Annotated in this window: 31 protein-coding genes; 11 read left to right on the top strand and 20 right to left on the bottom strand. The window is 62.2% G+C overall.

Going from position 1 to position 26,222, the window contains the following annotated elements:
* Nucleotides 1-133 precede the first annotated feature (133 nt).
* Together F7R19_RS26005 and F7R19_RS29920 are read left to right on the top strand one after the other, a co-directional pair.
* Nucleotides 134-580 (top strand): DUF6641 family protein, encoded by a 447-nt coding sequence (locus tag F7R19_RS26005; protein ID WP_150982493.1) that lies wholly within the window; start codon nt 134-136, stop codon nt 578-580.
* Between the two features lie 111 nt (nt 581-691).
* Nucleotides 692-865, top strand: a complete 174-nt coding sequence (locus F7R19_RS29920) for a hypothetical protein (RefSeq protein ID WP_170292656.1) — start codon at nt 692-694, stop codon at nt 863-865.
* A 102-nt stretch (nt 866-967) separates the two neighbouring features.
* On the opposite strand, the gene F7R19_RS26000 is transcribed toward F7R19_RS29920, so the two are convergent.
* The 10 genes from F7R19_RS26000 to F7R19_RS25955 all read right to left on the bottom strand — a co-directional run bounded on the left by F7R19_RS26000 (nt 968) and on the right by F7R19_RS25955 (nt 9,038).
* Entirely contained in the window at nt 968-1,663 is a 696-nt protein-coding gene (locus tag F7R19_RS26000) for a hypothetical protein (protein ID WP_223505644.1), read from the bottom strand.
* Entirely contained in the window at nt 1,660-2,079 is a 420-nt protein-coding gene (locus F7R19_RS25995) for a hypothetical protein (RefSeq protein ID WP_150982491.1), read from the bottom strand. The genes F7R19_RS26000 and F7R19_RS25995 overlap by 4 nt, the downstream gene beginning before the upstream one ends.
* Entirely contained in the window at nt 2,076-3,164 is a 1,089-nt protein-coding gene (locus F7R19_RS25990; protein WP_150982490.1) for a hypothetical protein, read from the bottom strand. The genes F7R19_RS25995 and F7R19_RS25990 overlap by 4 nt, the downstream gene beginning before the upstream one ends.
* 195 nt (nt 3,165-3,359) lie before the next feature.
* Complete coding sequence (locus F7R19_RS25985) at nt 3,360-3,545, bottom strand: hypothetical protein (RefSeq protein WP_150982489.1); 186 nt, start codon at nt 3,543-3,545, stop codon at nt 3,360-3,362.
* 98 nt (nt 3,546-3,643) lie between these two features.
* On the bottom strand, nt 3,644-4,636 hold the full coding sequence (locus F7R19_RS25980; protein WP_150982488.1) for a site-specific integrase: 993 nt from the start codon (nt 4,634-4,636) through the stop codon (nt 3,644-3,646).
* Nucleotides 4,591-4,776: a hypothetical protein gene (locus F7R19_RS25975; RefSeq protein ID WP_150982487.1), complete on the bottom strand. Its 186-nt coding sequence runs from the start codon at nt 4,774-4,776 to the stop codon at nt 4,591-4,593. The genes F7R19_RS25980 and F7R19_RS25975 overlap by 46 nt, the downstream gene beginning before the upstream one ends.
* Nucleotides 4,777-4,842: 66 nt before the next feature.
* Entirely contained in the window at nt 4,843-5,328 is a 486-nt protein-coding gene (gene coaD, locus F7R19_RS25970; RefSeq protein ID WP_011515175.1) for a pantetheine-phosphate adenylyltransferase, read from the bottom strand.
* Nucleotides 5,329-5,541: 213 nt separating this feature from the next.
* The gene (gene rsmD, locus F7R19_RS25965) at nt 5,542-6,174 is read right to left on the bottom strand and encodes a 16S rRNA (guanine(966)-N(2))-methyltransferase RsmD (RefSeq protein WP_211922794.1); all 633 of its coding nucleotides are present in this window, start codon (nt 6,172-6,174) and stop codon (nt 5,542-5,544) included.
* Between the two features lie 74 nt (nt 6,175-6,248).
* A complete protein-coding gene (locus F7R19_RS25960; protein WP_061957225.1) occupies nt 6,249-7,613 on the bottom strand; it encodes a M16 family metallopeptidase in 1,365 nt (454 codons plus the stop codon).
* Nucleotides 7,614-7,622: 9 nt separating this feature from the next.
* Entirely contained in the window at nt 7,623-9,038 is a 1,416-nt protein-coding gene (locus F7R19_RS25955; protein WP_407648868.1) for a M16 family metallopeptidase, read from the bottom strand.
* 192 nt (nt 9,039-9,230) lie between these two features.
* On the opposite strand from F7R19_RS25955, the gene ftsY reads away from it, so the two are divergent.
* The gene (ftsY, locus tag F7R19_RS25950) at nt 9,231-10,478 is read left to right on the top strand and encodes a signal recognition particle-docking protein FtsY (protein WP_150982484.1); all 1,248 of its coding nucleotides are present in this window, start codon (nt 9,231-9,233) and stop codon (nt 10,476-10,478) included.
* Between the two features lie 230 nt (nt 10,479-10,708).
* Nucleotides 10,709-11,311, top strand: a complete 603-nt coding sequence (locus tag F7R19_RS25945) for a hypothetical protein (RefSeq protein ID WP_150982483.1) — start codon at nt 10,709-10,711, stop codon at nt 11,309-11,311.
* Between the two features lie 62 nt (nt 11,312-11,373).
* On the opposite strand, the gene maiA is transcribed toward F7R19_RS25945, so the two are convergent.
* Nucleotides 11,374-12,018 (bottom strand): maleylacetoacetate isomerase, encoded by a 645-nt coding sequence (gene maiA, locus F7R19_RS25940; RefSeq protein ID WP_211922795.1) that lies wholly within the window; start codon nt 12,016-12,018, stop codon nt 11,374-11,376.
* A gap of 7 nt (nt 12,019-12,025) precedes the next feature.
* Entirely contained in the window at nt 12,026-12,727 is a 702-nt protein-coding gene (locus F7R19_RS25935) for a fumarylacetoacetate hydrolase family protein (protein WP_150982481.1), read from the bottom strand.
* Nucleotides 12,728-12,886: 159 nt separating this feature from the next.
* Here F7R19_RS25935 and F7R19_RS25930 point away from each other — a divergent pair, with 159 nt between their 5' ends.
* From F7R19_RS25930 to ybiB, 5 genes are all read left to right on the top strand, one after another.
* Nucleotides 12,887-13,522 (top strand): ANTAR domain-containing response regulator, encoded by a 636-nt coding sequence (locus tag F7R19_RS25930; RefSeq protein ID WP_150982480.1) that lies wholly within the window; start codon nt 12,887-12,889, stop codon nt 13,520-13,522.
* Nucleotides 13,523-13,926: 404 nt separating this feature from the next.
* On the top strand, nt 13,927-15,228 hold the full coding sequence (locus F7R19_RS25925; protein WP_061957230.1) for a CmpA/NrtA family ABC transporter substrate-binding protein: 1,302 nt from the start codon (nt 13,927-13,929) through the stop codon (nt 15,226-15,228).
* A gap of 73 nt (nt 15,229-15,301) precedes the next feature.
* Complete coding sequence (gene ntrB / locus F7R19_RS25920; protein WP_061957231.1) at nt 15,302-16,222, top strand: nitrate ABC transporter permease; 921 nt, start codon at nt 15,302-15,304, stop codon at nt 16,220-16,222.
* Between the two features lie 14 nt (nt 16,223-16,236).
* Complete coding sequence (locus F7R19_RS25915) at nt 16,237-17,040, top strand: ABC transporter ATP-binding protein (RefSeq protein WP_061957269.1); 804 nt, start codon at nt 16,237-16,239, stop codon at nt 17,038-17,040.
* Nucleotides 17,041-17,155: 115 nt separating this feature from the next.
* Nucleotides 17,156-18,145 carry a DNA-binding protein YbiB gene (gene ybiB, locus F7R19_RS25910; protein WP_061957232.1) on the top strand — a complete coding sequence of 330 codons (990 nt, stop codon included), beginning with the start codon at nt 17,156-17,158 and terminating at the stop codon, nt 18,143-18,145.
* 60 nt (nt 18,146-18,205) lie between these two features.
* Here the strand turns inward: ybiB and F7R19_RS25905 are convergent, their stop codons facing one another.
* Nucleotides 18,206-19,078, bottom strand: a complete 873-nt coding sequence (locus F7R19_RS25905) for a pirin family protein (protein WP_061957233.1) — start codon at nt 19,076-19,078, stop codon at nt 18,206-18,208.
* Between the two features lie 344 nt (nt 19,079-19,422).
* Here F7R19_RS25905 and rpoH point away from each other — a divergent pair, with 344 nt between their 5' ends.
* Complete coding sequence (rpoH, locus tag F7R19_RS25900) at nt 19,423-20,358, top strand: RNA polymerase sigma factor RpoH (RefSeq protein ID WP_150982479.1); 936 nt, start codon at nt 19,423-19,425, stop codon at nt 20,356-20,358.
* Between the two features lie 118 nt (nt 20,359-20,476).
* Here the strand turns inward: rpoH and F7R19_RS25895 are convergent, their stop codons facing one another.
* The 5 genes from F7R19_RS25895 to F7R19_RS25875 all read right to left on the bottom strand — a co-directional run bounded on the left by F7R19_RS25895 (nt 20,477) and on the right by F7R19_RS25875 (nt 24,681).
* Nucleotides 20,477-21,091, bottom strand: a complete 615-nt coding sequence (locus tag F7R19_RS25895; RefSeq protein WP_061957270.1) for an SCO family protein — start codon at nt 21,089-21,091, stop codon at nt 20,477-20,479.
* Nucleotides 21,092-21,183: 92 nt separating this feature from the next.
* Nucleotides 21,184-22,110, bottom strand: coding sequence for a heme o synthase (gene cyoE, locus F7R19_RS25890; RefSeq protein WP_084004016.1), 927 nt, complete (start codon nt 22,108-22,110; stop codon nt 21,184-21,186).
* An 8-nt stretch (nt 22,111-22,118) separates the two neighbouring features.
* Nucleotides 22,119-23,222, bottom strand: a complete 1,104-nt coding sequence (locus F7R19_RS25885; protein ID WP_061957236.1) for a COX15/CtaA family protein — start codon at nt 23,220-23,222, stop codon at nt 22,119-22,121.
* 30 nt (nt 23,223-23,252) lie between these two features.
* Nucleotides 23,253-23,900, bottom strand: coding sequence for an SCO family protein (locus F7R19_RS25880; RefSeq protein ID WP_223505642.1), 648 nt, complete (start codon nt 23,898-23,900; stop codon nt 23,253-23,255).
* A 28-nt stretch (nt 23,901-23,928) separates the two neighbouring features.
* On the bottom strand, nt 23,929-24,681 hold the full coding sequence (locus tag F7R19_RS25875; protein ID WP_150982478.1) for an SURF1 family protein: 753 nt from the start codon (nt 24,679-24,681) through the stop codon (nt 23,929-23,931).
* A gap of 60 nt (nt 24,682-24,741) precedes the next feature.
* Between F7R19_RS25875 and F7R19_RS25870 the strand changes: the two genes are divergently transcribed.
* Nucleotides 24,742-24,951, top strand: coding sequence for a twin transmembrane helix small protein (locus F7R19_RS25870; RefSeq protein WP_061957238.1), 210 nt, complete (start codon nt 24,742-24,744; stop codon nt 24,949-24,951).
* Between the two features lie 97 nt (nt 24,952-25,048).
* On the opposite strand, the gene F7R19_RS25865 is transcribed toward F7R19_RS25870, so the two are convergent.
* Both F7R19_RS25865 and F7R19_RS25860 read right to left on the bottom strand, forming a co-directional pair.
* Nucleotides 25,049-25,909: a cytochrome c oxidase subunit 3 gene (locus tag F7R19_RS25865; protein WP_061957239.1), complete on the bottom strand. Its 861-nt coding sequence runs from the start codon at nt 25,907-25,909 to the stop codon at nt 25,049-25,051.
* A 97-nt stretch (nt 25,910-26,006) separates the two neighbouring features.
* Nucleotides 26,007-26,222, bottom strand: coding sequence for a DUF2970 domain-containing protein (locus F7R19_RS25860; protein WP_061957240.1), 216 nt, complete (start codon nt 26,220-26,222; stop codon nt 26,007-26,009).

Genomic DNA, 26,222 nt, shown 5'->3' with positions numbered 1-26,222 from the left:
GTGCCGACGTCGGCGTCGCGCTGGTGCGCTCTCTTCGATAGTGTTCACGTGTCCACCAAGAATTTAGATGGACACGATGCTCCTTGCTCTCCTGCTTCCCTTCAAGACGGGTTCACCGGGCGCTTACGCAGAAATGTCTGGCCTGAACAATCTGAAACTCATCGCCGCGAAGCGCCCCAATGCTGTACCGCAAATCGTACAGCGCCGTAACCGCCTGATCGCAAAAATCTGGGAACAGACGGAGCTTGCAAAGGCGCAGCGGGAGGGAGTGTCGTTTCAACCGACACGTGTCCGTTCAGTCAAGGACGCTGAAACTGGCGAACGGCGCAGCATCGAAACTGCAAAGCGAGTTCGTGCATGGTGGTTTGCCGCAGAGAACGGCAAGCTCTGCCTGCAAGTACGCTATGGCGCCAGGGTGCTGGAGCTGGCCAAGGGAAAAACGGCCGTCGAAGTCGGTTCAACCGACAACCTGATCCCAACACTCGACGCGCTAAAGGCCGCTGTCGCCGCTGGTGAACTGGATGCGCAGATCGAGGCTGCCAGTGAAACGATGCGCTCCGGCTTCATGATCAAGCGCTGACTTCCCAGGCAGCGATATCATCCATTTGGTATCGCTGCCTGAAATGGTATTACTGCCTACCGCACGACTCGAGTTTCCTCTCCCTAAATACTGGAAAGGAGGCAATCAGCCATGAGACTCATCGAAATCGTTAGCGGCGTCAATCTCAAGAGCCAGCAGAAAAGCGTCGACACCCAGAAGCAAAGCGCAAAGCGTGCGACCAAACAGGCACAGGTCGCGGATCAGCGACTGAAAGTTCAGAAGGCGCAGCAAAAGCTGAACAAGATTCAGCAGAAGCCCGCTTGAGGGTATCGGGCCTCCCTGACGTTCGGCGCCAAAGGCGCAATGCCTGGTGATTGGGTTAGAGAGGCGCAGAAAAGATGTCGGGGGACGCCCCAACATCTATGACTAGTTTGCAGTAGTCGCTGCTTTTCTCCGTCTGGCGTACTTCTTTGCGGTACGTCCGCTTTTGTCCTGCGGCAGGAAGTAAAGCGCTACGGACACATGCCGAATGCGACAAGGCAAGCCTGTCGCCACATGGTCATGGATGGTTATATAGGCCAAGTCTCTCTTGATATTGCATTGCTCGACTTTGATGCCCTCTGCCTCGGGCACTGTAACGACCTCATCCATCCACTCTTTTAGCAGTTGGGCGGCTTTGGGACGGAATGTATAAGCAATCAATCCGCCTTGCGTATGTCGAGGGTCACTTGTCCTATAGCGCGTAATAAGCTGCAGGAACCCCTCACGCAGCGACGCGATGCTCTTGTATATTTTAGCTTCACCGATCCAACTCCACATTGGATTGCGCCACTTGACGGTAATGTCCTTATTGCCCCCCCCGGTAGTTCCTTGGGTCACGTCATAACCGGCGATCTTTAGCGAACGGACAATTTGATCGGTCAGCTCATCTTCAGAACGATCTTGTTGGAACTGGGGGTTCTCCTCGATAAGCGCGATAGTGAAGTCAAGCGTCTGATAGAACAGTTCAATGAACTGATCGTAGGAACTAGTGAACTGACGATGGATGCTAGCGGACTGGATGGGGTCGTTCTTTATCAATGCAACATAGTCAGTCAGCGAGATGTTCGGGAGAGCATTCATTTAACCAGAGCCCTCCTTGCTACTTCGGAGGGAGCGAAGCACACAAAAAGTTTGACGTGCAAGTCGGCGTCGAAATCGCCAGTAATAGGGTTAATCTTTCTCTCGGATGCTAACTGCGCTTGTTCGGCGTCAAGCAGAAGCGAATCTTCCTCATCGATGTACTCGAATTGAAGGTCCAGAAGCTGTATGCCCGCACCTGAAAAATAGTTGACGACTTTGACTACGATTCGCTTTTCTTCGGGGCTCTTGCTTCCAACAAATGAGAAAAAGCTCGACAACGGGAGATAGCGGCTGTTCAGATGTTCCGATATGAAGTGGAGTATCTTCTCACCGATCTGAGCCTCAGGCCCGTCACCCCAAATTTCGGTTAGCTCTCTGAGGACGTCGCTCTTCGTAGCCGGTAGCATGGCATTCAAAGAAACTTAACTATCTTGTTGATAGCAAGCGTCATCAGCTGATTGGTGTCCGCAAGGGCAAAAAAACCATTCAATTGCGGATCTGGGGATGACAGCTCTCTGAAATGAGCGTGCATGGCAATTTGATATTGGCCGACCGGAATCTTCGACTCCCAATCGACGACAAGTTCATAAGGTTTAAACTTGTTGTCAACAGCCACAGCTCCCGCCTGATGGAAATCTTCCGAGCGCAGATCGTCAGAGGACTTCATCATCTTTTCCGTTTTTCGCGAACCGGTGGTCATCGTACGGAATGACAGCAACCGTACCGTACCTTCTTTCGGTTCGAAGTAGATGCCACTCAGTGCACCAAACACGTTGGTCGGCTGGGACTGATATACACGCTGCAAGTCTGGGATGTTTAGACTCGCTTCTCGGAACACTTCTAGAACCGTGTTATCTAGGGTCTTTGCGATACCTTTCTTGGGATGGTCGATGCAAATTTCTACCCTATCAAGAGTCGACCGCACAACGACCACATCAAAAGCTTGGAAGTAGGTCTTCTTTACTGTGATCAGTTCGTCAATGCCGGCGTAAGTCTTTTGAACCAACGCGGGTAGTTGGTTGAAGTCGTAAGTTTCGCGGACGTCGTGCGAGCGCACTGAACAATAAACCAGTGCATAGTCACCGTTTGGCAACGAGCGGACCTCTACTAAGGTCGGCACCTTTGGGCCGGAATTCAGTTGCGGTGGTTGCAGCGGAAGCGGATATGTTGCGGAGAAGTCGGAAGGGGTTACGACTGCATGAGCAAGCGTGTTCAAGACCTTATCGCGGGTCGGCGTGTCCAGCTCGTAGAGCTGCACATAACGCTCACCGGCGATAATGTGTTCCTGATAGTAGTCCCACAGAAACTGGGTCAGCTTCGGTCCATTGGTCGGCTCATTTGCCGCTCCGATTACATCGTCCCAGGCTGATCCAGTTTTGAGGCGCGCGGCCTTGATACTGTCCCGAAGGACTGGCATCGATACGCGTCCCTTGATGGCTCGGACTACGTGTTCAACACCCGGAACGGTCGGTCTTGCCGGTGCGATTTTAACGATTGCCATTGCCGCAACCCCTCACTACTGTTCTTGTTTGCGTTCGAAGCGAAATTGTACGGCATGGCACATGACCAGCATCCCCCGCAGCGGCGGTATTGTCCAGCGGGTACGTGCATCATTCGCGCTATCGAGTAGATCAGCGCACACACATACACGAAGGGCCGCAAATGCGGCCTTTCGTTGCTGTCACTGCTCTGCTGCTTATTTCTTTTTCTTGGCTGCGTCCGCCGCCTTCTGTGCAGGCGTACGATCGCCGCCCGTGTTATAGCGATGGTCGTGATCGCCAGAAATCGTGCTCGGGCCATAGTTGATAGCCCCCATTTTTCCTGGCGACGAACTCGACTTCGTGGCCACAGTCTTCAAAACGTCCAACAAGAAATTAAGCATTCCGTGCCCTCCGCAGCGTGCTCTACAGGTCATTTACGGTACGGGCGGTGGCTATTGCCGTCAAGCTGGCGTTGCCCCCTCCGAAGTAGGGCCAGGTATTAGCCGATCTTGAGCGCCAAGTCCGCCGCTGTCGTGTGGTAGTAACGGCTCAACATCTGCACATTTGAATGCCCGGTCACACTAGCAAGCTCGATCACATTCGGCAGCTTCTTGGACAGCTCCGTAGTAGCCATGTGGCGCAAATCGTGGAAGTGGAAGTTCTCGATTTCTGCACGCTTGCAGGCACGAACAAAAGCGCACTCAAGGGCATAATCGGAAATTGGGAACACCAGCGTCTCATCCGTGCGAGGCAAACTGCCCAAAATCTCAACTGCACGACTGCTCAACGGGACAGTTCTGGCTTTGCCGTTTTTGGTTAGGGGCAGAAAGGCAGTCCTTTGCCCAAAGTCGACATTGCGCCACACTAGATTCAAGATCTCTCCGCGTCGCATCGCTGTTTCGAGCGCAAACTGCACCACCGGATGTAATAGCGGGTGCCTGCGTTTGTGAGCTTCGGGATGTAGCTCCTGCAGCAAGCGCTCAATTTCGTGCGGTTTGAGTGAGCGATTTCGACCTGGGGGAAGGCGTGGCTTCTTAACTAGCTTGGCCGGGTTGCCAAGCTTTAGACCCCACTCACGTTGGGCGTGAGTAATAACCGCGCAGATACTGGCCAACTCACGGCAAACAGTTGCGCTAGTTGCCCCTTCTTTCAAACGCTCGTCACGATACTCACCCAGCACGTGAGTCGTAAGGTTGCGCATACTGTAGTCAGCGATTTTGCGCCGTCTCAGTTTGGCAAGACGATAGCTTTCGCTGCTTCTACTGCGTTTAGTGGGGGTTACTGACTCGTGATAACGCTTTAACAGATCGCCAAATATTACGTCAGCCGACCCAGCAGGATCGCCCCACGTCCCGTTATCCATAGCCACTTCGACGGCTCGTGCCCACACCTGAGCTTTTGCCTTTGTGTCGAAAGACTTGTACTGGGTCGGGAAACCCTTACGAACTACCTTGGCTTGCCAAGTTCCTTTGCGTTCGGAGAACGTTGCCATGTTTTGGACTCAGTGTTGCGGTTGAGTTGCAAAACATGATTCTGAGCAATTGGAAATGCGTAAAAGCCTTGTGCCATGACGGTTAAATGAGAATCACTTACAGACCAATTGATGCAGTCGTCGGTGATCAGTAGCGCCATGATATTTCCTTCCTGCAACCCGCCCGCGCCCGGACTGGCCACGTCGACGGAGTCGAAGGCTCTATTTTATTCCGCTTTGCCAATCTTCTCCTGAAGCCAGCGCTCCACGGAGGGAAAGACAAATTTGCTGACGTCGCCGCCGAGCACCGCAATCTCGCGCACGAAGGTGCCCGAAATGAACTGATACTGGTCCGACGGCGTGAGGAACATCGTCTCGACGTCGGGCAGCAGGTAGCGGTTCATGCCGGCCATCTGGAACTCGTATTCGAAATCCGACACTGCACGCAACCCACGCACAATCACGCGCGCATTGTTCTTGCGGACGAAATCCTTTAGCAGCCCTGAGAAACCTTCGACTCGGACATTCGGATAGTGGCCCAGCACTTCGCGCGCAATGCCGATGCGTTCCTCAAGCGAGAAGAACGGGCGCTTGTTGGGGCTGTGCGCCACGCCGACCACGAGTTCATCGAAGATGTTCGACGCACGACGAACGAGATCCTCGTGTCCCCGGGTCATGGGATCAAAAGTACCGGGATAGACGGCGACGACCATGTTTCCTCCTTAGGGGCTGCCCGTTGCCGGCCCGCAAACGGGGCCGCTTTCAAGTGCTTGCGTGACGGGCGTTGGACAATCAGCAGCGGCGTAGTGTAACCCCAAATGCAGTATTTGGAAGGCCGCGCGATGGCTTGCTTGCGGCAATGCAGCAGACCCGCAAACGCTTGGCCGGCGCGGCAAACCGCCTGGCGGTCATCATACGACTCGGCCTCAATCCGCGCCGTTTGCACTCCGGTGCTGTAGCAGATGGAAATGAACGGCGCCGGCACGCGCGTGGCGGATGATTTCGAGCGAGGCCGGCACAGGAGCATCGGCGCCGATCAACGGCTTGTCGGATTCGACATAGACCACCCCACCTGGCCGCGTCAGCCGCGCCGCATGCTCGAGCGCGGGGCCGATCCAGTCTTCCGCGAAGGGAGGATCGAGAAACACCACGTCAACACTGTTTGCCGGCATTTGCGCCGCAGCGGCAAACGCATCGGCCTGGATGATCTTCACCTGCGATGCGTCGAGCCGGTACAGGTTGTCGCGCAGTTGGCGCACTACGCGGGGATTGGCTTCGACGAGCGTCACCGCGGCCGCGCCGCGCGACGCGGCTTCGATGCCCAGCGCACCGGAGCCGGCAAACAGATCCAGACAGGTCAAACCGGTCAGATCCTGGCCAAGCCAGTTGAACAGCGTCTCGCGCACGCGATCGGGCGTCGGGCGCAGCCCTTCGGCTTCCAGTACGGGAAGCAGCGAGCGTTTCCAGCGGCCGCCGATGATACGCACCTGCGCAGGCGCCTGGCGGGGCACAGAAGTTCGCCCGCGCGGTGCGGGCGAAGGTCGGGATTGCGAATTCATGCCGTGATTGTAGAGCCTGCCACGCCGCGATACAGCAAAGCGGCGTGGCCGGGCCCACAGTCAGGTAGTAATCGTCACTTTTCCGGGCCGCCGACAATGACCGTGGCCATGGCGTCAGGGTGCACATGACGCTGGAACGCAGCCCGGACCTGATCCCGGGTGACCTTGTTGATCTGCGCGGTCCAGGTGTCCAGATAGTCGAGCGGCAGGCCGTACCAGCCAATATTCGCGACGTTGGTCAGCAATTTGCGGTTGCTATCGATGCGCAGCGGAAAACCGTTGATCAGGTTGTCCTTGGCGGCGCGCAGCTCGGTGTCGGTCGGGCCGTCGGCGACGAACTGGGCCAGGATCTTGCGCACCAGGCCAAGCGCCTCATCGGTGTTTTCCTTCTTCGTCTGCAGCGTGATGCTGAACGGCCCCGGCTGCTTGGACGGCGCGAAATAGCTGTCCACGCCGTAGGTGAGTCCGCGCTTCTCGCGCACCTGATCGGTCAGCCGCGAACTGAAGCCGCCGCCGCCCAACACGTAGTTGCCGACCAGCAGCGCAAAGTAATCGGGATCGCCACGGGCGATGGAAGGCTGCCCAAGCGCCACGCTGGCCTGCTGCGCGGGGTGGGGAATACGCTTTTCGCTAGCCGGGATCGACATCTGCACGTCCGGCAGCTTCGGCGACGCGACGCCCTCCGGCAAACCGCGCGTCAGATCCTCGGCAATCTGCTCGGCCTGCTTGCGATCGATCGCGCCGATCAACGTGATCACGGCGCGCTTGGCGGAATAGTTGTCGCGCCAGAACTTGACCAGGTCATCGCGCGTGATCGATCCGACCGATTCCGGCGTGGCCGAAATGCCGTACGGATGCGACGGATAGATGGCTTTGGACAGCGTTTTGTCGGCAATCACGCCGGGGCGCGTATCGCCCTCGCGGATCGCCGTGATCAGCCGCTGCTTCTCGCGCGCCACCACCGCTTCCGGGTACGTCGGCGCCTTGATCAGCTGCCCGGCCAGACGGAGCGACTGCTCACGTTCGGGCGATGCGGTCAGCGTTCGCAAGCCGATGCCGCCGCGATCGCCGCCCGCCGCGCCGCCGAAATCGGCGCCGGTATCGGCAAAGGCGTCGGCAATCTGCGCTTCATTGCGCGCAGGCTGGCCATCCTGCGCGCCGGCGCCCTTGTCCAGCAGCGCGGCGGCCAGCGTGGCAAGTCCGGCTTTGCCGGGTGGGTCGTAGCGGCTGCCGGCGTCGAAATCGAGATTGACGTCGAGCATCGGGATCGATGGGCTCGGCACGAAGAACACCTTGGCGCCCGTGGAAGCCGTCCAGCTTTCGATCGGAATGGCGGCGTGCGCAACGGTGCCGGCCAGCAAAGCGGCCGCCGCGCAGGCGGCGCCGGCCAGGCGGCGCAACAGGCGTGGGGACGCAATCGTCATGACGGACAGGGACATCGTTGCTCCTCAGTGACGCAGGCCTTCGGGCGCTGCGGTCTTGGGCTTGTTGGGATCGATCGGTTGCGGCAGCAGCGTCGCCACGGTGAGGTTGTCGTCGTTGAAATACTTGTTGGCGACGGCCTGCACCTGGGCGGGCGTGACTTCCTTGATCTTGTCGAGCATGCGATCGATCTGCCGCCAGGAAATGCCCGAGATCTCGGCCACGCCGATCTCCATGCCCTGTCCGAATACCGAGTCGCGCTTGTAGATCTGGCCGGCCACCACCTGCGCCTTGACGCGCTTGAGCTCTTCCTCCGAAACGCCGTTTCTGGCGATGCGCTGGATCTCCTCGCGCAACGCCTTCTCGATTTCATCGGTGGTATGGCCGTTGGCCGGCGTGCCATCGAGCACGAAGATCGATTCGTTGCGATTGATGCTGTCGTAGCCCACGTTGACATCGTCGGCCAGGCGCTGCTCGCGCACCAGTTCGCGCGTCAGGCGTGCATTGTCGTAACCGTTGAGTACGGCCGACAGGACTTCCAGCGCGTACGGATCGACGTCCTTTTCGACATCGTGCAGGCGCGGCACCTTGTAGGCCATCACCATGTACGGGTTTTCCGCTGGCGCCTTCACCCAGATGCGGCGAATGCCCTTCTGCTCGGCTTCGAGTTGCGTCTTGCGCAGCGGCAGCGGCCGCGGCTTGAGCTTGCCGTAGTAGTGCTCGGCCATCGCCCGCACCTCGGCGGCCTTGACGTCGCCGGTCACGATCAGCAGCGCGTTGTTGGGCACGTACCAGGTCTTGTACCAGTTCTGCACATCCTCGACGCGCATGTTGACGAGGTCGTCCATCCAGCCGATCACCGGATGGCGGTACGGCATGGCCGTGTAGACCGTGGCCAGCAGCTGCTCATAGACGGTGCCGCGGGGGGAGTCGTCGGTGCGCAGCCGCCGCTCCTCCATCACCACCTTCATCTCGCGTTCGAATTCTTCCTTCTTGATGATGAGGTTGGCCATGCGGTCGGCCTCCAGCTCCATCATCTTCGGCAGGTATTGCTTGGCGATCTGCTGGTAGTAAAGCGTGAAGTCGCGGTTGGTCAGCGCGTTTTCCCGTCCGCCCAGCAATGCGATCTGGCGCGAGAACTCGCCCACGGGCACTTTCGGCGTGCCCTTGAACATCATGTGTTCGAGCATGTGGGCGACGCCGGTGGTGCCGCTGACTTCATCGGTGCCGCCAGCGCGGTAATAGATCTGATGCGCGACGGTCGGCGCGCGATGGTCTTCCTTGACGATGACCCGCATGCCGTTGGACAGCCGGAATTCCGTAGTGTTGGCCTCGGTCTGGCCCACCTGTCCGGCGCTGGCCATGCCCGTGGGCGGCCCCTGCGGCGTGGTGGCGCGCGTGGGCTGCGCGGCGCCTTGCGCCGATGTCTGCGCGACGGCCATGCCAGCCAATGGACCGGCAAACAGGACGGCGGCAACTGTAGAAATCATGCGCCGCGAAAAAAAACCGGCGTTTGTGCAAATCGGCTCGGCGCGGTTGGCGTCCGGCCCGGACAAGTCAGCGCAATGGTTCATGCGACCCCGTCTGCTAGAATTTTGGCGATTGATTCTACCGGGGTATTGACCCCTTTCCCAATGTTTAGTTTCTGGAAGAAGCGCAAGGCCGACCCGGCTCCTGCGCCCGCCGAGCCGCCGGCAGCCACACCCGCTCCCGCGGCCGAGGCGACGCCGACCGCCGCCCCTGCAGCACTTCCCGCCGCGACACCTGTGCTCGCGCCAGTTCCGTCGCCGGCGCCGATCCCTGCGCCGATCCCTGCGCCTGCCCCCGTTCCAACTCCGGCACCCACGCCCGTTCCAGTGCCAACGCCGGTGCCGGTGCCGGTGCCGGCCCAGGTTCCACCGCCCCCGCCCGCGCCGGTAGCCTATGTACCGCCGGTGATCGAGGAAATGGAACTGACGCCGCCGCCGCCGCCCTCGGCCGAAGCCAAGCGTGGCTGGATGTCGCGGCTGAAGGCCGGCCTGTCGAAGACCAGCCGCAACATTGGCGTGCTGTTCGTCGGCGTGAAGGTGGACGAGGCGCTTTTCGAGGAACTGGAAACCGCGCTGCTGATGTCCGACGCCGGCGTCGAGGCCACCGAGTATCTGCTGGGCGAATTGCGCCGCCGTGTGAAGGCCGAACGCATCGAAACCGCCGACGGCGTGAAGAGCGCGCTGAAGGATCTGCTGGTCCAACTGCTCAAGCCGCTCGAGAAGACCATGGAGCTTGGCCGCGAGCAACCGCTGGTGATGATGATTGCGGGCGTGAACGGCGCGGGCAAGACCACCAGCATCGGCAAGCTCTGCAAGCACTTCCAGTCGTACCACCAGTCCGTGCTGCTGGCCGCTGGCGACACGTTTCGCGCCGCCGCGCGCGAACAGCTGACGATTTGGGGCGAGCGCAACAACGTGACCGTCGTGGCGCAGGAAAGCGGCGACCCGGCCGCCGTGATCTTCGACGCCGTGAATGCCGCACGCGCGCGCAAGATCGACATCGTTATGGCGGACACCGCCGGCAGGCTGCCGACGCAACTGCACCTGATGGAAGAGTTAAAGAAGGTCAAGCGCGTGATCGGCAAAGCCATGCCAACCGCGCCGCACGAGTGCCTGCTCGTGATCGACGCCAACACCGGCCAGAACGCGCTGTCGCAAACGCGAGCGTTCGACGACGCGCTGGGCCTGACCGGCCTGATCGTGACCAAGCTGGATGGCACCGCGAAGGGCGGCATCCTGGCGGCCATCGCACGGCAACGTCCAGTGCCCGTGTACTTCATCGGCGTGGGCGAAAAGGTGGAAGACCTGCAGCCTTTCAATGCCGAAGAATTCGCTGAGGCACTGCTAGGGTAAGCCGACACGGTAGACGCGACCTATCAATCGGCGCCAGCACAATGCAGGCGCCGGTTGATGATGACAGCCCGCGCAAATTAGGAAAACGGTCATTGCCATGATGACCCGCGCAACCAATCATCTCCCGCGTTGCGCGACAGCGGATCCGCTTTACGCAACAAGAGCAATTTCACGGCTTATTCAATTCGGAAATTGCTGATATTTGATTATTTGCGGAGTCTGTATCAACGATGGCAATTCACAACGTATATCGGCTGGACACCAGAGGCCCGGAGATCATTCTTCGCGACGGCATCACCGGCAGCCCCAACGACTGGGACAATCAGATATATGGCCACAATACGGTTTACACAGCGAAGTCGGTGCTCGGCCTGATTTCCTATGCGATGGAGAGAATTCTTGGGCGCAGTGGCGAACGCGTCGAGCAGCCGTCGTATCAACATTCAATATTCCCGGACGACGAGCTGTTCCGTGACTGTCCTGTCTACGCCTACCAGATCGACATCCGAAAGCTCGAGCACATCGAGGTCACAACCAGCCTTGGATTCACTTATCCCAGGCTCAGTGCAAACATGCACTATGAAAGCTTCGATCGGTGGACGGATATGAATCTGAAGTCGCCGCTAATTGCCGAATACCTGAAAGCGATCCACCCTTCGGAGCGATACTTTTTCTGCGAGGCGCGCGCCAGCTATGCCATGCATTGCGCCCGCTATACAGAGGAAGTCATTGTCCGAGGCCCCATCGCGCCAAAACGCATTCGGCTGTACCAGACGTTGCCTGTGGCGCCGATCGGACGGCGCGTCGCTCCTGCCCGCACGCATCGCCAATAGGCGCTTGCATCCTTCGATACATCGCTGCCGAAGCACGCAAGCGCCGCGCGCATTACCTATTGCTATTCGCTATCGGGCTGCGCGCCGGGCGCCGCCTTCTGGAAGGCGTCCAGCTCCATGCACGCGGCATGGATCTTCGCAATCGTCGGGTAGGCACCCACGTCGATATTGAAACGCTGCGCATTGAACACCTGCGGCACCAGACACAGGTCGATCAGCGTCGGCGTGTCGCCAAACGCGTAGCGTCCCACACGGCCAAGCTGTGCCAGATTGACCTCCAGCGATGCAAAGCCCTGTTCGATCCAGTGACGATACCAGGCGTCCTTGGCCTCCTCCGCAACTTTCAGTTCGTGCTTCAGATACTTCAGCACGCGCAGATTGTTCAGCGGATGGATTTCGCACGCGATTTCCTGCGCGAGGCCGCGCACCACGGCGCGATCGAACGGATCCTTCGGCAGCAGCGCCGGCTCCGGATGCGTTTCGTCCAGATATTCGATGATCGCCATCGACTGGATCAGCGGCTTGCCGTCGACCGCCAGCGTCGGCACCACGCCGTCGGCGTTGAGTGCGCGGTACGCCGGCTTCAACTGCATGCCGCCATCCTTGAGCAGATGCACGCCTTTGTACGTGTAGGGCAGGCCCTTCAGGTTCAGCGCGATCCGTACGCGAAACGATGCCGAGCTACGGAAGTAGCTGTAGAGCTCCAGCATCGCGTCACACCACCTTCACGGTCAGGTCGCCCACACCGGCGATGTGACACTGCATGACGTCGCCCTTCACCACCGGGCCAACGCCCTCGGGCGTGCCGCTGTAGATCAGGTCGCCCGGCTGCAGCTCGAACAGCCTGGACAGATAGGACACCATTTCCGGCACGGACCAGATCAGATCCGACAGATCGCCGCGCTGCTTTTCCACACCATTGACTGCCAGCGTCACGGCGCCCTTCTCCGGATGGCCAATCACGGACACCGGCACGATCGGACCGATCGGCGCGGACTTGTCAAAGGCCTTGCCGGTTTCCCAGGGGCGGCCAGTCTTCTTCGATTCGTTCTGCAGGTCGCGGCGCGTCATGTCCAGGCCGATCGCATAGCCGTACACATGGCTGGCGGCCTGTTCCACCGGAATGTCCTTGCCGCCCTTGCCGATGGCGACCACCAGTTCTACTTCGTAGTGGCAGTTGCTGGTGCCCGGCGGATAGGGAAATGCGCCTTCGGTGTTGTCGGCGACATAGCTGACCGCGTCAGACGGCTTGCAGAAGAAGAACGGCGGTTCGCGATCGGGGTCCGAGCCCATTTCACGGGCGTGCGCGGCGTAATTGCGGCCCACACAATAGACGCGACGCACGGGGAAGCTTGCGTTGCTGCCTCGCACCGGCACACCAACGGGGGCTTGTGGGGCAAATACGAACTCGGTCATCCAAATCTCCAGCTTTCTCTTTTTCGATGGGATGCCGCGCCTGCGCATTCGGGGGGTGAGACGCGGCAGGGCCAAAGCATACACCTTGAATACGGCGGCATACAGGGGAGGCAAACCCGGCCCGAATCTTGCGTGTTGCATCGCAAACAAGCGACCGCCATGACCCGCCGCCATCCGCCCCCCTCGCCCAGCGCACCGCCGGCCGCCGCGTCCCGCACGCTGCGGATCCTGCTCGTGCGGGACCCGCATGACGTCGATCCGCTCAACATGGAAACGATCCGCGCGGGGCTGGCGCGCGCCGGCTTCACCGAAGTGCAGACCGTCGACGCCGATTTGCGCCTGCCAGACGTGATCGCGGCCTCGCAGCCCGATCTGGTGATCATCGCGTCGGAGTCGGCGGCGCGCGACACGATCGAGCATGTCTGCGTTTCCACCCAGCACGCGCCGCGGCCGATCGTGCTGTTTACCGACAACGACGACGCGCAACGCATCAAGGCGGCGCTGTCGGCCGGCATCACGGCCTATATCGTCGACGGCCTGCGCGCCGAGCGCGTCAAGACGGTTCTGGACGTCGCCTATGCGCGCTTCGAGCTCGACCAGCAGCTGCGCGCCGAACTCGATGCCACCAAGCTCAAACTGGCCGAGCGCAAGACGGTTGAGCGCGCCAAGGGCCTGCTGATGCAGACCCGCGAAATCAGCGAGGACGAGGCGTACAAGCGGCTGCGGTCGATGGCCATGGAACGCGGCATCAAGCTCGTGGAAGCAGCCCAGCGCGTGATCGATGTGATGGGCTGATCTCGCAGAAAGCGGCTGCGCGCCCCGGCGCGTGCGCACGCGCCCGGTGCAGTGCACAACTCTGGCGCGAGGCCGCCGCCGCCGGACGCACGTTTTCGGAAAGGGCTGGATCGGTGCATGCCCCGGCCCGGGTCCGCGTCGGCACCGTCGACAAGCTTTGCGCCTTCCAAGTGGGAATCCGCCTTCGCGGCGCGCGCATTGTGCACCGCCACGCGCATGGCACAGCGCTTGCGTTAGGCAGGACACGGCCAACGACGGCCGCGCAGTGACTGGAACCAACAACTTGTGTGCACGCGCTCAACGATGATCGCGATGCATCGGACAACGGCGTCCTGACTCGCACCCTACTTTCTGGCGAAGGTGGGCCGCGGCTCGGGACGCTTTTCTTTTTCGGAGCCATCGCAATGCCCTCTCGCCTCAAAGTTGCCAAGCCCACCGCCGCCGAGCAGGCTGCGGCCGACGTCACGCCCGCGAGCCACGGCCGCCGGCGCGCGCTGGCGACCCTCGCCGGCGCCAGCGTGATGACGCTGGTCGATCCGCTGGTACGCAGCGGCGCATGGGCTGCCGGCTCCGATGCGCCCGAGAAGACCGAGGTGAAGATCGGCTTCATTCCGCTGACCGACTGCGCATCCGTGGTCATGGCGTCTACGCTCGGGCTCGACAAGAAGTACGGCATCAAGATCACGCCGAGCAAGGAAGCGTCGTGGGCCGCCGTGCGAGACAAGCTCGTCAATGGCGAACTCGACGGCGCGCATGTGCTGTACGGCCTGGTGTACGGCGTGCAGCTCGGCATCGGCGGCCCCAAGAAGGACATGGCGGTGCTGATGAACCTGAATCACAACGGCCAGGCCATCACGCTGTCGTCGAAACTGGCCGAAAAGGGCGTGCGCGACGGCGCCAGCCTGAAAGCGCTGATGGCAAAGGAAAAGCGCGAGTACGTATTCGCGCAGACTTTCCCGACCGGTACGCATGCGATGTGGCTCTACTACTGGCTGGCCGCCAACGGCATCAATCCGATGCAGGACGCCAAGGCGATCACCGTGCCGCCGCCGCAAATGGTGGCGAACATGCGTGTGGGCAACATGGACGGGTTTTGTGTGGGCGAGCCCTGGGGCGCGCGCGCAATTGCCGACAAGATCGGCTTCACGGCGGAAACCACCCAGGCGATCTGGAAGGACCACCCGGAAAAGGTGCTCGGCACCACCGCAGATTTCGTGCAGAAAAATCCCAACACGGCGCGCGCGATGACCGCGGCAGTCCTCGAAGCGTCGAAATTCATCGACGCCTCTGCATCGAACCGCCGCAAGACCGCCGAGACGATCGCCGCAAAGTCGTACGTCAACACCGATATGGACATCATTCTGGACCGCATGCTGGGCCGCTACAGCAATGGCCTGGGCAAGACCTGGGACGATCCGGATGCCATGAAGTTCTACCAGGACGGCGCGGCGAATTATCCGTTCCTGTCGGACGGCATGTGGTTCCTGACGCAGCAGAAGCGCTGGGGGCTGCTCAAGGAGCATCCGGACTACCTCGCCGTGGCCAGGCAGGTGAACCGCATCGACGTGTACAAGCAGGCCGCCGCCGCCGCGCAGGTGCCGCTGCCCAAGAGCGATTTCCGTAGCGCCAAACTGATCGACGGCGTGACCTGGGACGCAACCCGCGACCCGAAGGCCTACGCCGACGGTTTCAAGATCAAGGCCTGACCCATCGGTTCATCGTGGCCCATCGACGCCCTGCGTGGGCGCGACGGGCCACTCCCCATTACCGGAGCTTGCCGTGAATGCCATCGCCCAAACTTCTTCGGAAGGTCCTGCCATGCGTGCCGACACCCCCGTGGAAATGATCGACACCGACGCCAAGGAACAGACGCGCCGCCGCGCGGTCGAGCTGGCGGCGCAGGAAAAGCAGGCCGCGCGCCGCGCCGCGCTGGCCGCCATGGTGCTGAAATGCGTGCCGCCGCTGGTCGGCTTCGTGCTGTTCCTGCTGGTGTGGCACGGCATCGCCACGCTGATCCCGTCATTGCCGACGCCAGGCGCCACCTGGGATGCCGCGGTGCCATTGTTTGCCGATCCGTTCTATCGCAACGGCCCCAACGACCAGGGAGTGGGATGGAACATCCTGGCGTCGCTGGCGCGCGTGGCCGCGGGCTTCGGCCTGGCTGCGGTGATCGGCATTCCCGCGGGATTCCTGCTGGGGCGCTTTGCGTTCCTGAACGCGATGGCCGCGCCGGTCATCAGCCTGCTGCGTCCGGTGTCACCGCTGGCGTGGCTGCCGATCGGCCTGCTGTTGTTCAAAGCCGCCAATCCCGCGGCGATCTGGGCCATCTTCATCTGCTCGATCTGGCCGATGATCATCAACACCGCGGTGGGCGTCACGCGCGTTCCGCAGGACTACCTGAACGTGGCGCGCGTGCTCGATCTTTCGGAGTGGAAGATCTTCCGCAGCGTGCTGTTCCCGGCCGTGCTGCCCTACATGCTGACCGGCGTGCGGCTGTCGATTGGCACCGCGTGGCTGGTGATCGTCGCGGCCGAGATGCTGACTGGTGGCACCGGCATCGGGTTCTGGCTGTGGGACGAGTGGAACAACCTCAAGGTCGAGCACATCGTCATCGCCATTTTCATCATCGGCGTGGTTGGCCTGGTGCTCGAACATCTGCTACTGGCGCTGGCGCGCCGCTTCAGTTACGGCAACTCCTGAGCGGGATGGACATCATGGAAAAATTCGTCTGCATCGAAGACGTCGGGCAAACCTTCAAGACCCGCAAGGGCCCGTTTGTTGCGCTGCGCGACATCAACCTGTCGATTGCCGAAGGCGAGTTCATCACGCTGATCGGACACTCGGGCTGCGGCAAGTCCACGCTGCTGAATCTGCTTGCGGGGCTGACCACGCCAAGCACCGGCGCGCTGATCTGCGCGGGGCGCGAAATCTCCGGGCCCGGGCCGGAACGCGCGGTGGTGTTTCAGAACCATTCGCTGTTGCCATGGATGACATGCTTCGAGAACGTTCACCTGGGCGTCGAGCGCGTATTTGGCGCCACCGAAAGCAAGGCGCAGCTGAAGGCGCGCACGCACGACACGTTGTCGCTGGTGGGGTTGACCCATGCCGAGAACAAATATCCGCATGAAATCTCGGGCGGCATGAAGCAGCGCGTGGGCATCGCGCGCGCACTGGCCATGCAGCCGAAGGTGCTGCTGATGGATGAGCCGTTCGGCGCGCTCGATGCGCTGACGCGCGCTCATCTGCAGGACGAACTGATCAAGATTGTCGCCCGCACGCGCAGCACGGTGGTGATGGTCACGCACGATGTCGATGAAGCCGTGCTGCTGGCGGACCGCATCGTCATGATGACCAACGGCCCCGCGGCCACGATCGGGGAAATCCTCAGCGTCGATATTGCGCGGCCGCGCGATCGCGTGGCACTTGCCGACGACCGGACGTATCACGCGTGCCGCACCGCCGTGCTGGACTTCCTGTATCGCAAGCAGCGCAATCCGGCGTTGCAGGAAGCGGCCTGAGGCCGTCCGGGCGGGGTCCGGGCCATGCAAGCCCGACGGTGCGGAGCGGTGGCGTTGGCCGAAGCAATGCGGCTGGCGCTATCATGAACCCCAACCCCACGAATCCGGCACGATCATGACCACCACCCCCGCCGCGCCATTTTCGGCCGCCAGGTACATCAAGGAAATCGGACGCGGCGTCAATGGCGCCCGCGCGCTGCCGCGCGAAGATGCGCAGACCTTGTTCGACGCGATGCTGGCGGGCCGCGTGTCCGATATCGAACTGGGCGCCGTGCTGATGGCGTACCGCATCAAGGGCGAAGCACCGCACGAGCTGGCCGGGATGCTCGAGGCGGCGCATCGACATTGCCTGCCGCTTGCCGCCCCGCCCGACCGCCCCGTGGTGGTGATCCCCAGCTATAACGGCGCACGCAAGCAGCCCAACCTGGTGCCGCTGCTGGCGCTGCTGCTGGCGCGCGACGGGGTGCCGACGCTGGTGCACGGCTCGCGCGCGTTTCATGGCCGCGTGACCAGTATGGCGCTGTTCGAGGCATTGGGCGTGCCGTTGTGCGCCACCACGCGCGCCGCGCAGGACCAGTTGCGCGATGCCTCGCATCCGCTGGCGGTGTTGCCGATCGATGTGTTGTCGCCGGCGCTGTCGACGCTGCTCGACAAGCGCGCGATCATCGGCCTGCGCAATTCGTCGCACACGATCGTCAAGATGTTGCAGCCGGTGGGCGCGCACACGCCGGCCGAGGCGCTGCGGCTTTACAGCTACACGCACCCCGAATATCGCGAAACGCTCACCGATTATTTTTCGCACGAGCCCGCCAACGTGCTGCTTGCGCGCGGCACCGAGGGCGAAGTGGTCGCCGATGCGCGCCGCAGCGGCCGCATCGATTGGCTGCACGATGGGCACCAGCGGACCATGGTCGACCCGACCAGCGGATCGATCGGCGAGGTCCCCGAACTCCCCGCGGGCACCGATGTGGCAGACACCGCGGCGTGGATCCGCAAGGTGCTCGACGGCACGGTGCCTGTGCCCGCGCCCATCGTCACGCAGATCGACACGATCAAGGAATGCCTGAAGCAGGCCACCCGCGTGGCCTGGGCCAGCCCGGTCTAGCGTCGCGCCCAGGCTTTCCGGTCGGCCCCGGCGGCCATCCGCCGCGCGGTGGACCTGGCACTATTTGCGGACCGGCAGCGGAATCCGCTCGGTCTCACCCGGCACATGGGGAAACTGGTCGTCCTGCCAGCGCTGGCTGGCTTCCTCGATCGCTTCCTTGCTGCTGGCCACGAAGTTCCAGAAGATGAAGCGCCGGCCGTCCGTGGGATCGCCGCCCAGCAACATCACGCGCGACGGAATGGTCGCCGTAAGCGTCACCTGCTCGCCCGGCGTGAGCACCACGAGGTGTTCGGCGGGCAGCGTTTCGCCATCGAGCTCGAGATTGCCGTCCACCGGGTACACGCCGCGCTGCACGTGTTCGGGCGGGATCACCAGGCTTGCCCCGGCATCCATCTCGATGGCGACATAGAGCGTGCGGCTGTACACGCGCACCGGCGACTCGGCGCCAAATGCATCGCCGGCGATCACCGTCATGCGCACGCCCGGCAGTTCCAGCTTGGGCAGCGTGGCGCCAGGATGGTGGTGAAACGACGGCGGATCGTTCTCATGCGCCTTCGGCAGCGCCACCCAGGTCTGGATGCCATGCAAGCGCGGTCCCGCCTCGCGCGCAGCCGTCGGCGAGCGTTCGGAGTGGGTGATGCCGCGCCCCGCCGTCATCCAGTTCACGTCGCCGGGACGGATCACCTGTTCACTGCCCAGGCTGTCGCGATGCATGATTTCGCCCTCGAACAGGTATGTGACCGTCGCCAGACCGATATGCGGATGCGGGCGCACATCCATGCCCTGTCCCGGCTCCATCGCGACGGGCCCCATATGATCGAAAAAAATAAACGGCCCTACCGTCTGGGTGGTGGCGGCGGGCAACAGGCGGCGAACTGTGAACTCGCCAATGTCCCGCACGTGCGGCTTTAGCAAGTGTTCGATAGCAGACATGAAGGCATCTCCGGAAATGAGGCGGCGAAACAACTTCAGTGTAGCGAATCCAGCAATTCTTCATCCCGAATTTGACGTGAATTCGTATGAAACCGATGGACGGAATGGCCCTCTAAACTTCCTGTTGACCGGCTCTGGCCCGCCAGCCCTTATGGGATCTGGAATCTGACTTTGGGAGGGCCATGTGAGAAGCTATGCGAAAATAGATTTCGATGAGCTGGAACTATCAACCTTGTAGCTCCTCTAACTTAGCACTCGTCCGGTTCGAGTGCTAATATGCGTTGCAATGCGTGTCCCAGAGGGGGCACACCGGCAACCCACCGCCGGATGCGAAAGGAGTCATAGTGAACGCAGTCATGTCTGCCGATCAAACCCAGGTTTCCCGCCGTCTGCCGACGGCGCCCAAGAGTGCTGCCGCGAACAGCTTTGCGCTGACGTTTCCGGGCACGCTGGGCAATTTGGACAGCTATATCCAGGCCGTCCATCGTATTCCGATGCTCACCGCCGAGGAAGAGCTTCGCCTTGCGCGCGATCTGCGCGACAACGATTCGGTCGATGCAGCCCGCCGTCTGGTGATGTCCCACCTGCGCCTGGTGGTGTCGATCGCCCGCCAGTACCTGGGCTATGGCCTGCCCCATGCGGACCTGATCCAGGAAGGCAATATCGGCTTGATGAAGGCCGTGAAGCGCTTCGACCCGGAACAGGGCGTGCGGCTGGTGTCGTATGCCATGCACTGGATCAAGGCCGAGATCCACGAGTACGTGCTGAAGAACTGGCGCATGGTCAAGGTGGCGACCACCAAGGCCCAGCGCAAGCTGTTCTTCAACCTGCGCAGTCACAAGCAGGGCGCCCACACTTTCACGCCCGAGCAGATTGAAGCCGTGGCGCGCGAGCTCAATGTGAAGCCCGAAGAAGTGATGGAGATGGAAACCCGCATGTCGGGTGGCGATATGGCGCTTGAGGGCCAGATCGACGATGGCGAGGAAGAATTCGCTCCCATCGCCTATCTCGCGGACAACCACAACGAGCCCACCAAGGTGCTCGAGGCCAAGCGCCAGGACCGTCTGCAGGTAGAAGGCCTGGAGGAAGCGCTCACCAAGCTGGACCCGCGCAGCCGCCGCATCATCGAGGCCCGCTGGCTGGACGTGAACGACGACGGCTCGGGCGGCGCCACGCTGCATGAACTGGCCGACGAATTCGGCGTATCGGCCGAACGGATCCGCCAGATCGAATCGGCTGCGATGAAGAAGATGAAGGGTGCGCTGGCCGCTTTTGCCTGATCCTTGCCCTTGCCAGACGAAAAACGCCGGTCGATCGACCGGCGTTTTTGCTTTGTGAGGCGGCGTATGGGGCCGCTCATCGGGCGCCGGGCTGGACATCGCGGCCCTGCCGGCCGCTTCAGGACATCAGCGCCTTGAGGTCATGCGCGATCGGCTCGGGGCCCTGGCCGTGGCGCAGGAACAGGCGCAACTGACCGTTCTGGTCGAACACGTAGCTGCCGGCGGAGTGGTCCACCGTATAGTTTTCGGGAGACGTGCCGGGCACCTTGGCGTAGTAGACCTTGAAATCCTTCGTCACCTTCTTCAGCGCGGCTTCATCGGCGGGGCGCAGACCCAGGAAGCGCGGATCGAAGGCCGGCACGTACTGGGCCATCAGGGCCGCCGTGTCGCGCTCGGGATCGACCGTCACAAACAGCACCTGTACCTTGTCGGCATCCGGCCCCAACTTTTCCATCACCTGCTTGAGCTCGACCATGGTCGTCGGGCAAACGTCGGGGCAGTGCGTGTAGCCGAAGAACATCAGCACCACCTTGCCTTTGAAGTCGGCCAGTCTGCGGGTCTTGCCAGTCGGATCCTGCAGCGCGAAATCCTGGCCGAAATCCGACGCGCCCGAAATATCGACGTTCTTGAACGACGGCTTGGATTGACCGCACGCCCCCAGCAGCGCGGCGCAGAGCGCTAGCAGGCACAAGCGGCGGAAAGTGGCAAAGAAGCCTGAGGCGGAATTCGGCATGCGGGCAGTGTCGGGAAGAGGGATTCGCCCGAAAGTATCGCCGATCGCGTCAGCCTCGACTTCGGGCGCGGCAAGATGCCGCAGGCGGCGCATCAGGCCTGCGGCACGAATTTGAAGTAGTGATCGACCAGCAGCGCCGCGAACAGCAGCGACAGGTACAGGATCGAATAGCGGAAGGTACGCTGGGCCAGTTGGTCCGAATAGTTGCGGAACAGCTTCCAGGCGTAGCCGAGGAACACCAGCCCCAACCCCAAAGCGGCGACCAGATAGATATAGCCGCTCATGCCGTAGACGAAAGGCAGCAGCGTGGCGGCGATCATCACCAGCGTGTACAGCAGGATGTGCAACAGCGTGTAGCGCTCGCCGTGCGTGATCGGCAGCATCGGCAGGCCGGACTTGGCGTAGTCGGCGCGGCGATACAGGGCCAGCGCCCAGAAATGCGGCGGGGTCCAGGTAAAGATGATCAGCACCAGGAACCACGCCTCGGCCGGCACCGTGCCTGCCACGGCCGCCCAGCCCAACGCGGGCGGCATGGCGCCGGACAGTCCGCCGATGACGATATTTTGCGGCGTGGCGGGCTTGAGCAGGATCGTGTAGACCACCGCGTAACCGAGGAACGTGGCGAAGGTCAGCCACATCGTCAAGTCATTGGCGAACACGTGCAGCAGCCACATGCCCGCGCCGCCCAGGATGGCCGAGAAGACCAGCGTCTGAGGCGTGCTGATTTCACCGGTGGCGGACGGCCGCCATGCGGTGCGGCGCATCAGCGCGTCGATCTTCTGTTCCACCAGGCAGTTGATGGCGAACGCCGCGCCGGCCAGCAACCAGATGCCGGCGGCACCGCCGATCAGCACCGACCACGGCACCATGCCCGGCGTGGCCAGGAACATGCCGATGATCGCGCAGAACACGGCCAGTTGCGTGACGCGCGGCTTGGTCAGGGCGGCGTATTGGCGGGCCAGGTGAAGCAATCGGCCCACGGAGGAATGGGAGTGGGTAGCTGTAACCACGGGGGGCATCTTGTCCTTCATGTGGCGCGCGCGGCAACGGACGGTTGGGCTGCGGCGCCTGCGGAGCGGGTCGCGAGGCCGATATTGTAGTTGAGACGGAGCAACAGCATCAGCAACAGGGCTGCTCCACCGTTATGGGCGACCGCTGCCACCAGCGGCCAGTCGAACACGATGTTGGACAGGCCCGTGGCCAATTGCAGCGCCAGCACGCCCAGCAGCCATGTGGCGTGGCGCGTCAGACCGGTCATACGGCGCGCCCGCAGGCCAAACCAGAGCAGGTAGCCCAGCACCACGAAGGCGAAGCCGCGATGCACCCAGTGGATCGCCACCAGGGCCGCGTGCGGAATGTAATCGCCGTCGGCGGTCATGCCAAGCTGACGCCATAGCGTGAAGCCATGACGAAAGTCCATTTCCGGGATGATCTGCCCATTGCACAGCGGAAAGTCAGTGCAGGCCAGCACCGCATAGTTGGTGCTGACCCAGCCGCCCAGAAAGATCTGGATCACCAGCAGCACGATCGCCAGCAGTCCGGCCCCGCGCAGCGACGCCGCCTCGCGCGCCACCACATGCGGCGGATCGTTGCGCGACCCGAGCCAAATCAACGACGCCAGCAGCGCCATCGCCAGCAGCAGGTGCGTGACGACGATGATCGGTTGCAGCTTCATCGTCACCGTGAGCATGCCGAACGCGCCCTGCACGCAAACCAACAGGAACACGCCGGTCGGAAACCATGGCGATTGCCTCAGTTCGCGCCGCCTGACCCATGCCAGCACCATCAGCGAGATGATGAGTACGCCCACTGCCATCGCAAAATAGCGATGGATCATTTCGATCCATGCCTTGACCAGCGTCACCGGGCCGCTCGGCAAGGCCGTTTCGGCCGCGCGGATCGGCTCCATTGCCGCATGCGGATTGGAATGGCCATAGCAGCCCGGCCAGTCCGGGCAGCCAAGGCCCGAATCGGTCAGGCGCGTGAAACTGCCGAACATGATCAGATCGAGCGTCAGGAACGCCGTGATCCACACGAGCTTGCGATATTTGTCACGGCTGCCGCGCACCATCACATAGGACAGCGGCAACAGGGCGATCAGGATGCCAATGATGGCGAGCTGGAGCAGCATTTCGGAACAGCCGGTCAATCAGTCAATGCATCAGCCGATGCGGGAATACTTGAGCAGCTTCTTGAGATCGCCGCTCATCTTCTTCGGGTCTGGATCCTTGGGCCAGCGCATCATCAGGTTGCCCATCGGATCGACCAGGAAAATCGTGTCCTCGATGCGGCCGCCATCCTGCGCGGGCAGCCATTGCGCGATCGCCGCGCGATCCATGCGCATGAAACGCACGCCCGCATAGGGTTCGTTGTAGGCGTTGGACAGCCGCTCGTCCACACGCCCCTGGTCCGGGATGAGCCAGACGGGGACGATCCGTTCGCGGTCTTCGCCCTGCCCTGCGCGGATCTGGCGCATCGTGAACAGCTTGCGCGCACAGGCCTCGTCACAGGCAGACGCATCGGTCATCAACATCAGCCATTTGCCGCGCAGCGCGGTCAGCGGTTGCGGCTGGGCGCGCTCGTCTATCAGTTGCGCGGCCGGCATGGGGCGTTGCGGATCGATCAGCGCGCCATAGTTGGTACTGCCGCCGCTCGGCTTGATCACGTAATAGGTGAAATACGAGAAAAGCACCGGCGATGCGCACACCAGCAGCAACATCAGCATTTGCAGACGGCCGCGACGCGTGCGCGCATCGATACGGGCGTCGCCACGCGATTCGGGCGTGACCGAGGGATCTTGCTGCGGCATGGAATTGGTCTGTACGTTCATCGTTCGGTTAGTTGCTTGCCGTTGCGGATTCGCGCCGCGCGCGGCGCCAGCCCAGCACGGCCACCAGCACCGCGGTCAGCGCTGCCAGGCCGAACCACTGTGCGGCGTAGCCGTAGTTGCGCTGCGCGCCCGAGTCGGCCGGGGCCCAGTCGCGCGCGAGGCCGTCGCCGAGGTCGGTGGACTGTTCCACCACCACAGGCGCCAGTGGCGTTGAAATCTCATGCGCAAAGGCGGCAAGATCGACATTCTGACGGATCTTGCGGCCGGCCTCCGCTGCAGGATCGTGGCCGAGACCAAAGACGCGCGGCACGCCTGCCAGGGCGGTCCCCTCGATCTCGATCTCGCCGGTCGGCGTGTCGAAAGGTGCGATGCGCGTGCGATCCTGCGCATCGCGCGGCAGCCAGCCGCGCAGCACCAGCACGCCGCCGCCGCCGGCCAGACGCAGCGGCGTCAGCACCAGAAATCCCGCGCGGCTGTCCGATCCATTACCATGCGGGCGATTGTCCAGCAACACGGTGTGGGCCGCATCGAAGGCGCCGCGCACGCGCACGCGCCGATCGACCAGGCGCGACGCGTCGGCAGTGTCGCCGCGCAGATCGAGCGGAGGCTGCGCGGCCAGCGCCGCCTGCCGCGCGGCCCGGTCGGTCCGTTCATGCGCGCGCCGCAACTGCCAGTTGCCCAGCGCGCAGGTCACCGCGATGACGAGCAGCGCGGCCAGCAACGGCACCGGGCCCGGCGCGCGCCAGAGCGTGCGGGTCATCACGGGTTCACCCGCGCAGGCACGGTGCGATAATGAGCGCCTACCAAAACGGCTCCCCTCATGCGCTTCGTCATCATCGTCGCCTTCATCCTGATCATCGGCAGCCTGGCTTCCGCGCTGTTCTTCATGATGCGCGACCGCGGCCGCACGCCCAACATGATGCGCTCGCTGATGCTGCGCGTCGGCTTTTCGGTGGCGCTGTTCCTGTTCATCCTGTTTGCGCACTGGATGGGCTGGATCCACAGCACCGGCATCCAGATGGCGCCCTGAACCGGCCGCCGTATCGCAAAAAACAAAGCGCCGCTGAGGATGTCTCCCGCGGCGCTTCTTGTTGGAACTGCATCGCCGCCGCAGCGGCGATCGTGCATTACAACCAGTACACCACCACGTACAGACCCAGCCATACCACGTCCACGAAGTGCCAGTACCAGGCGGCGCCTTCGAAGGCGAAATGATGTTCCGGCGTGAAATGGCCTTTCAGCACGCGGCCCAGCACCACCGCCAGCATGATCGCGCCCATCGTCACGTGGAAGCCGTGGAAGCCCGTCAGCAGGAAGAACGTCGAACCGTAGACACCCGAGGTGAGCTTCAGGTTCAGCTCGTGGTACGCGTGGATGTATTCGTAGGCCTGCAGGCACATGAAGATCGCGCCGAGCAGGATCGTCAGCACCATGCCCTGGATTACCTGGTTGCGCTTGCCGGCCAGCAGCGCGTGGTGCGCCCAGGTCAGCGTCACGCCGGAGGTCAGCAGCAGTGCCGTGTTGATGGTCGGGATCGGCCACGGGCCCATCACCTGAAAGCTCTCGATAGTGCCGGCCGGACCCGTGTTGGGCCATACGGCGGCAAAGTCCGGCCAGATGATCTTGTTGTTCAGGTCGCCCAGCCACGGCATGGCGATCGTGCGGGCATAGAACAGCGCGCCGAAGAACGCCGCGAAGAACATCACCTCGGAAAAGATGAACCAGCCCATCGACCAGCGGAACGACACGTCGATGTTCTTGCCGTACTTGCCCCCTTCGGATTCGCCGATGGCGTCGCCAAACCAGCTCTTGAGCACGAACAGGAACCACAGCAGGCCAAAGCCGCACAGATACGGCGCCCAGGGTTGCCCGTTGACCCAACCGGCGGCTCCCGCACCGGTCATCAGCAGGCCGAATGCCGCCGTGATCGGATGGCGCGACGGGCCCGGCACGAAGTAGTACGGGGCGTTTGCGCGATTCGCACTCATTCTTCTATCTCCAGCTCAAAGTCTCGATTCATGTTTATCCGCGCGTCCGGCCCCGACATCTGGCCGGCGGCGTGCTCGCTTTGTATCTGCTGCCCTGCTATGCCTGGCTGACCACGGCGCGCACGATCAGGATCAGGACCGTCACGAACACTGCCGCCGCAATCAACCCAGCGATGATCACATGCACCGGGTTCAGCCGCGCCATGTCGGATTCATGTTCCGATCCCTTGCGCAGCCCAATGAACGACCACAACACCGCGCGCACCGTCTGCGCAAACGATGCCTTGCGATGCACCGGATCGTCGATCGCCAT

Source organism: Cupriavidus pauculus, assembly GCF_008801835.1.
GTDB classification, from domain to species: domain Bacteria; phylum Pseudomonadota; class Gammaproteobacteria; order Burkholderiales; family Burkholderiaceae; genus Cupriavidus; species Cupriavidus pauculus.
This window is presented reverse-complemented; position numbering and strand designations above follow the sequence as displayed.

Bases quoted from the DNA above. Each gene is read 5' to 3' on its own strand.
- F7R19_RS25955 (WP_407648868.1), bottom strand. From the start codon at position 9,038: ATGGCCGTCGCGCAGACATCGGCGCAAGGCGCCGCGCAGCCCACGCGC.
- F7R19_RS26005 (WP_150982493.1), top strand. From the start codon at position 134: ATGTCTGGCCTGAACAATCTGAAACTCATCGCCGCGAAGCGCCCCAAT.
- F7R19_RS25980 (WP_150982488.1), bottom strand. From the start codon at position 4,636: ATGGCAACGTTCTCCGAACGCAAAGGAACTTGGCAAGCCAAGGTAGTT.
- F7R19_RS25985 (WP_150982489.1), bottom strand. From the start codon at position 3,545: ATGCTTAATTTCTTGTTGGACGTTTTGAAGACTGTGGCCACGAAGTCG.
- coaD (WP_011515175.1), bottom strand. From the start codon at position 5,328: ATGGTCGTCGCCGTCTATCCCGGTACTTTTGATCCCATGACCCGGGGA.
- F7R19_RS25925 (WP_061957230.1), top strand. From the start codon at position 13,927: ATGCCCTCTCGCCTCAAAGTTGCCAAGCCCACCGCCGCCGAGCAGGCT.
- F7R19_RS25960 (WP_061957225.1), bottom strand. From the start codon at position 7,613: ATGTCCCTGTCCGTCATGACGATTGCGTCCCCACGCCTGTTGCGCCGC.
- F7R19_RS29920 (WP_170292656.1), top strand. From the start codon at position 692: ATGAGACTCATCGAAATCGTTAGCGGCGTCAATCTCAAGAGCCAGCAG.
- ftsY (WP_150982484.1), top strand. From the start codon at position 9,231: ATGTTTAGTTTCTGGAAGAAGCGCAAGGCCGACCCGGCTCCTGCGCCC.
- F7R19_RS25865 (WP_061957239.1), bottom strand. From the start codon at position 25,909: ATGAGTGCGAATCGCGCAAACGCCCCGTACTACTTCGTGCCGGGCCCG.
- F7R19_RS26000 (WP_223505644.1), bottom strand. From the start codon at position 1,663: ATGAATGCTCTCCCGAACATCTCGCTGACTGACTATGTTGCATTGATA.
- F7R19_RS25870 (WP_061957238.1), top strand. From the start codon at position 24,742: ATGCGCTTCGTCATCATCGTCGCCTTCATCCTGATCATCGGCAGCCTG.
- F7R19_RS25880 (WP_223505642.1), bottom strand. From the start codon at position 23,900: ATGCCGCAGCAAGATCCCTCGGTCACGCCCGAATCGCGTGGCGACGCC.
- ybiB (WP_061957232.1), top strand. From the start codon at position 17,156: ATGACCACCACCCCCGCCGCGCCATTTTCGGCCGCCAGGTACATCAAG.
- F7R19_RS25875 (WP_150982478.1), bottom strand. From the start codon at position 24,681: ATGACCCGCACGCTCTGGCGCGCGCCGGGCCCGGTGCCGTTGCTGGCC.
- cyoE (WP_084004016.1), bottom strand. From the start codon at position 22,110: ATGCCCCCCGTGGTTACAGCTACCCACTCCCATTCCTCCGTGGGCCGA.
- F7R19_RS25905 (WP_061957233.1), bottom strand. From the start codon at position 19,078: ATGTCTGCTATCGAACACTTGCTAAAGCCGCACGTGCGGGACATTGGC.
- F7R19_RS25930 (WP_150982480.1), top strand. From the start codon at position 12,887: ATGACCCGCCGCCATCCGCCCCCCTCGCCCAGCGCACCGCCGGCCGCC.
- F7R19_RS25945 (WP_150982483.1), top strand. From the start codon at position 10,709: ATGGCAATTCACAACGTATATCGGCTGGACACCAGAGGCCCGGAGATC.
- F7R19_RS25975 (WP_150982487.1), bottom strand. From the start codon at position 4,776: ATGGCGCTACTGATCACCGACGACTGCATCAATTGGTCTGTAAGTGAT.
- rsmD (WP_211922794.1), bottom strand. From the start codon at position 6,174: ATGAATTCGCAATCCCGACCTTCGCCCGCACCGCGCGGGCGAACTTCT.
- F7R19_RS25990 (WP_150982490.1), bottom strand. From the start codon at position 3,164: ATGGCAATCGTTAAAATCGCACCGGCAAGACCGACCGTTCCGGGTGTT.
- F7R19_RS25895 (WP_061957270.1), bottom strand. From the start codon at position 21,091: ATGCCGAATTCCGCCTCAGGCTTCTTTGCCACTTTCCGCCGCTTGTGC.
- F7R19_RS25935 (WP_150982481.1), bottom strand. From the start codon at position 12,727: ATGACCGAGTTCGTATTTGCCCCACAAGCCCCCGTTGGTGTGCCGGTG.
- F7R19_RS25860 (WP_061957240.1), bottom strand. From the start codon at position 26,222: ATGGCGATCGACGATCCGGTGCATCGCAAGGCATCGTTTGCGCAGACG.
- F7R19_RS25885 (WP_061957236.1), bottom strand. From the start codon at position 23,222: ATGCTGCTCCAGCTCGCCATCATTGGCATCCTGATCGCCCTGTTGCCG.
- F7R19_RS25915 (WP_061957269.1), top strand. From the start codon at position 16,237: ATGGAAAAATTCGTCTGCATCGAAGACGTCGGGCAAACCTTCAAGACC.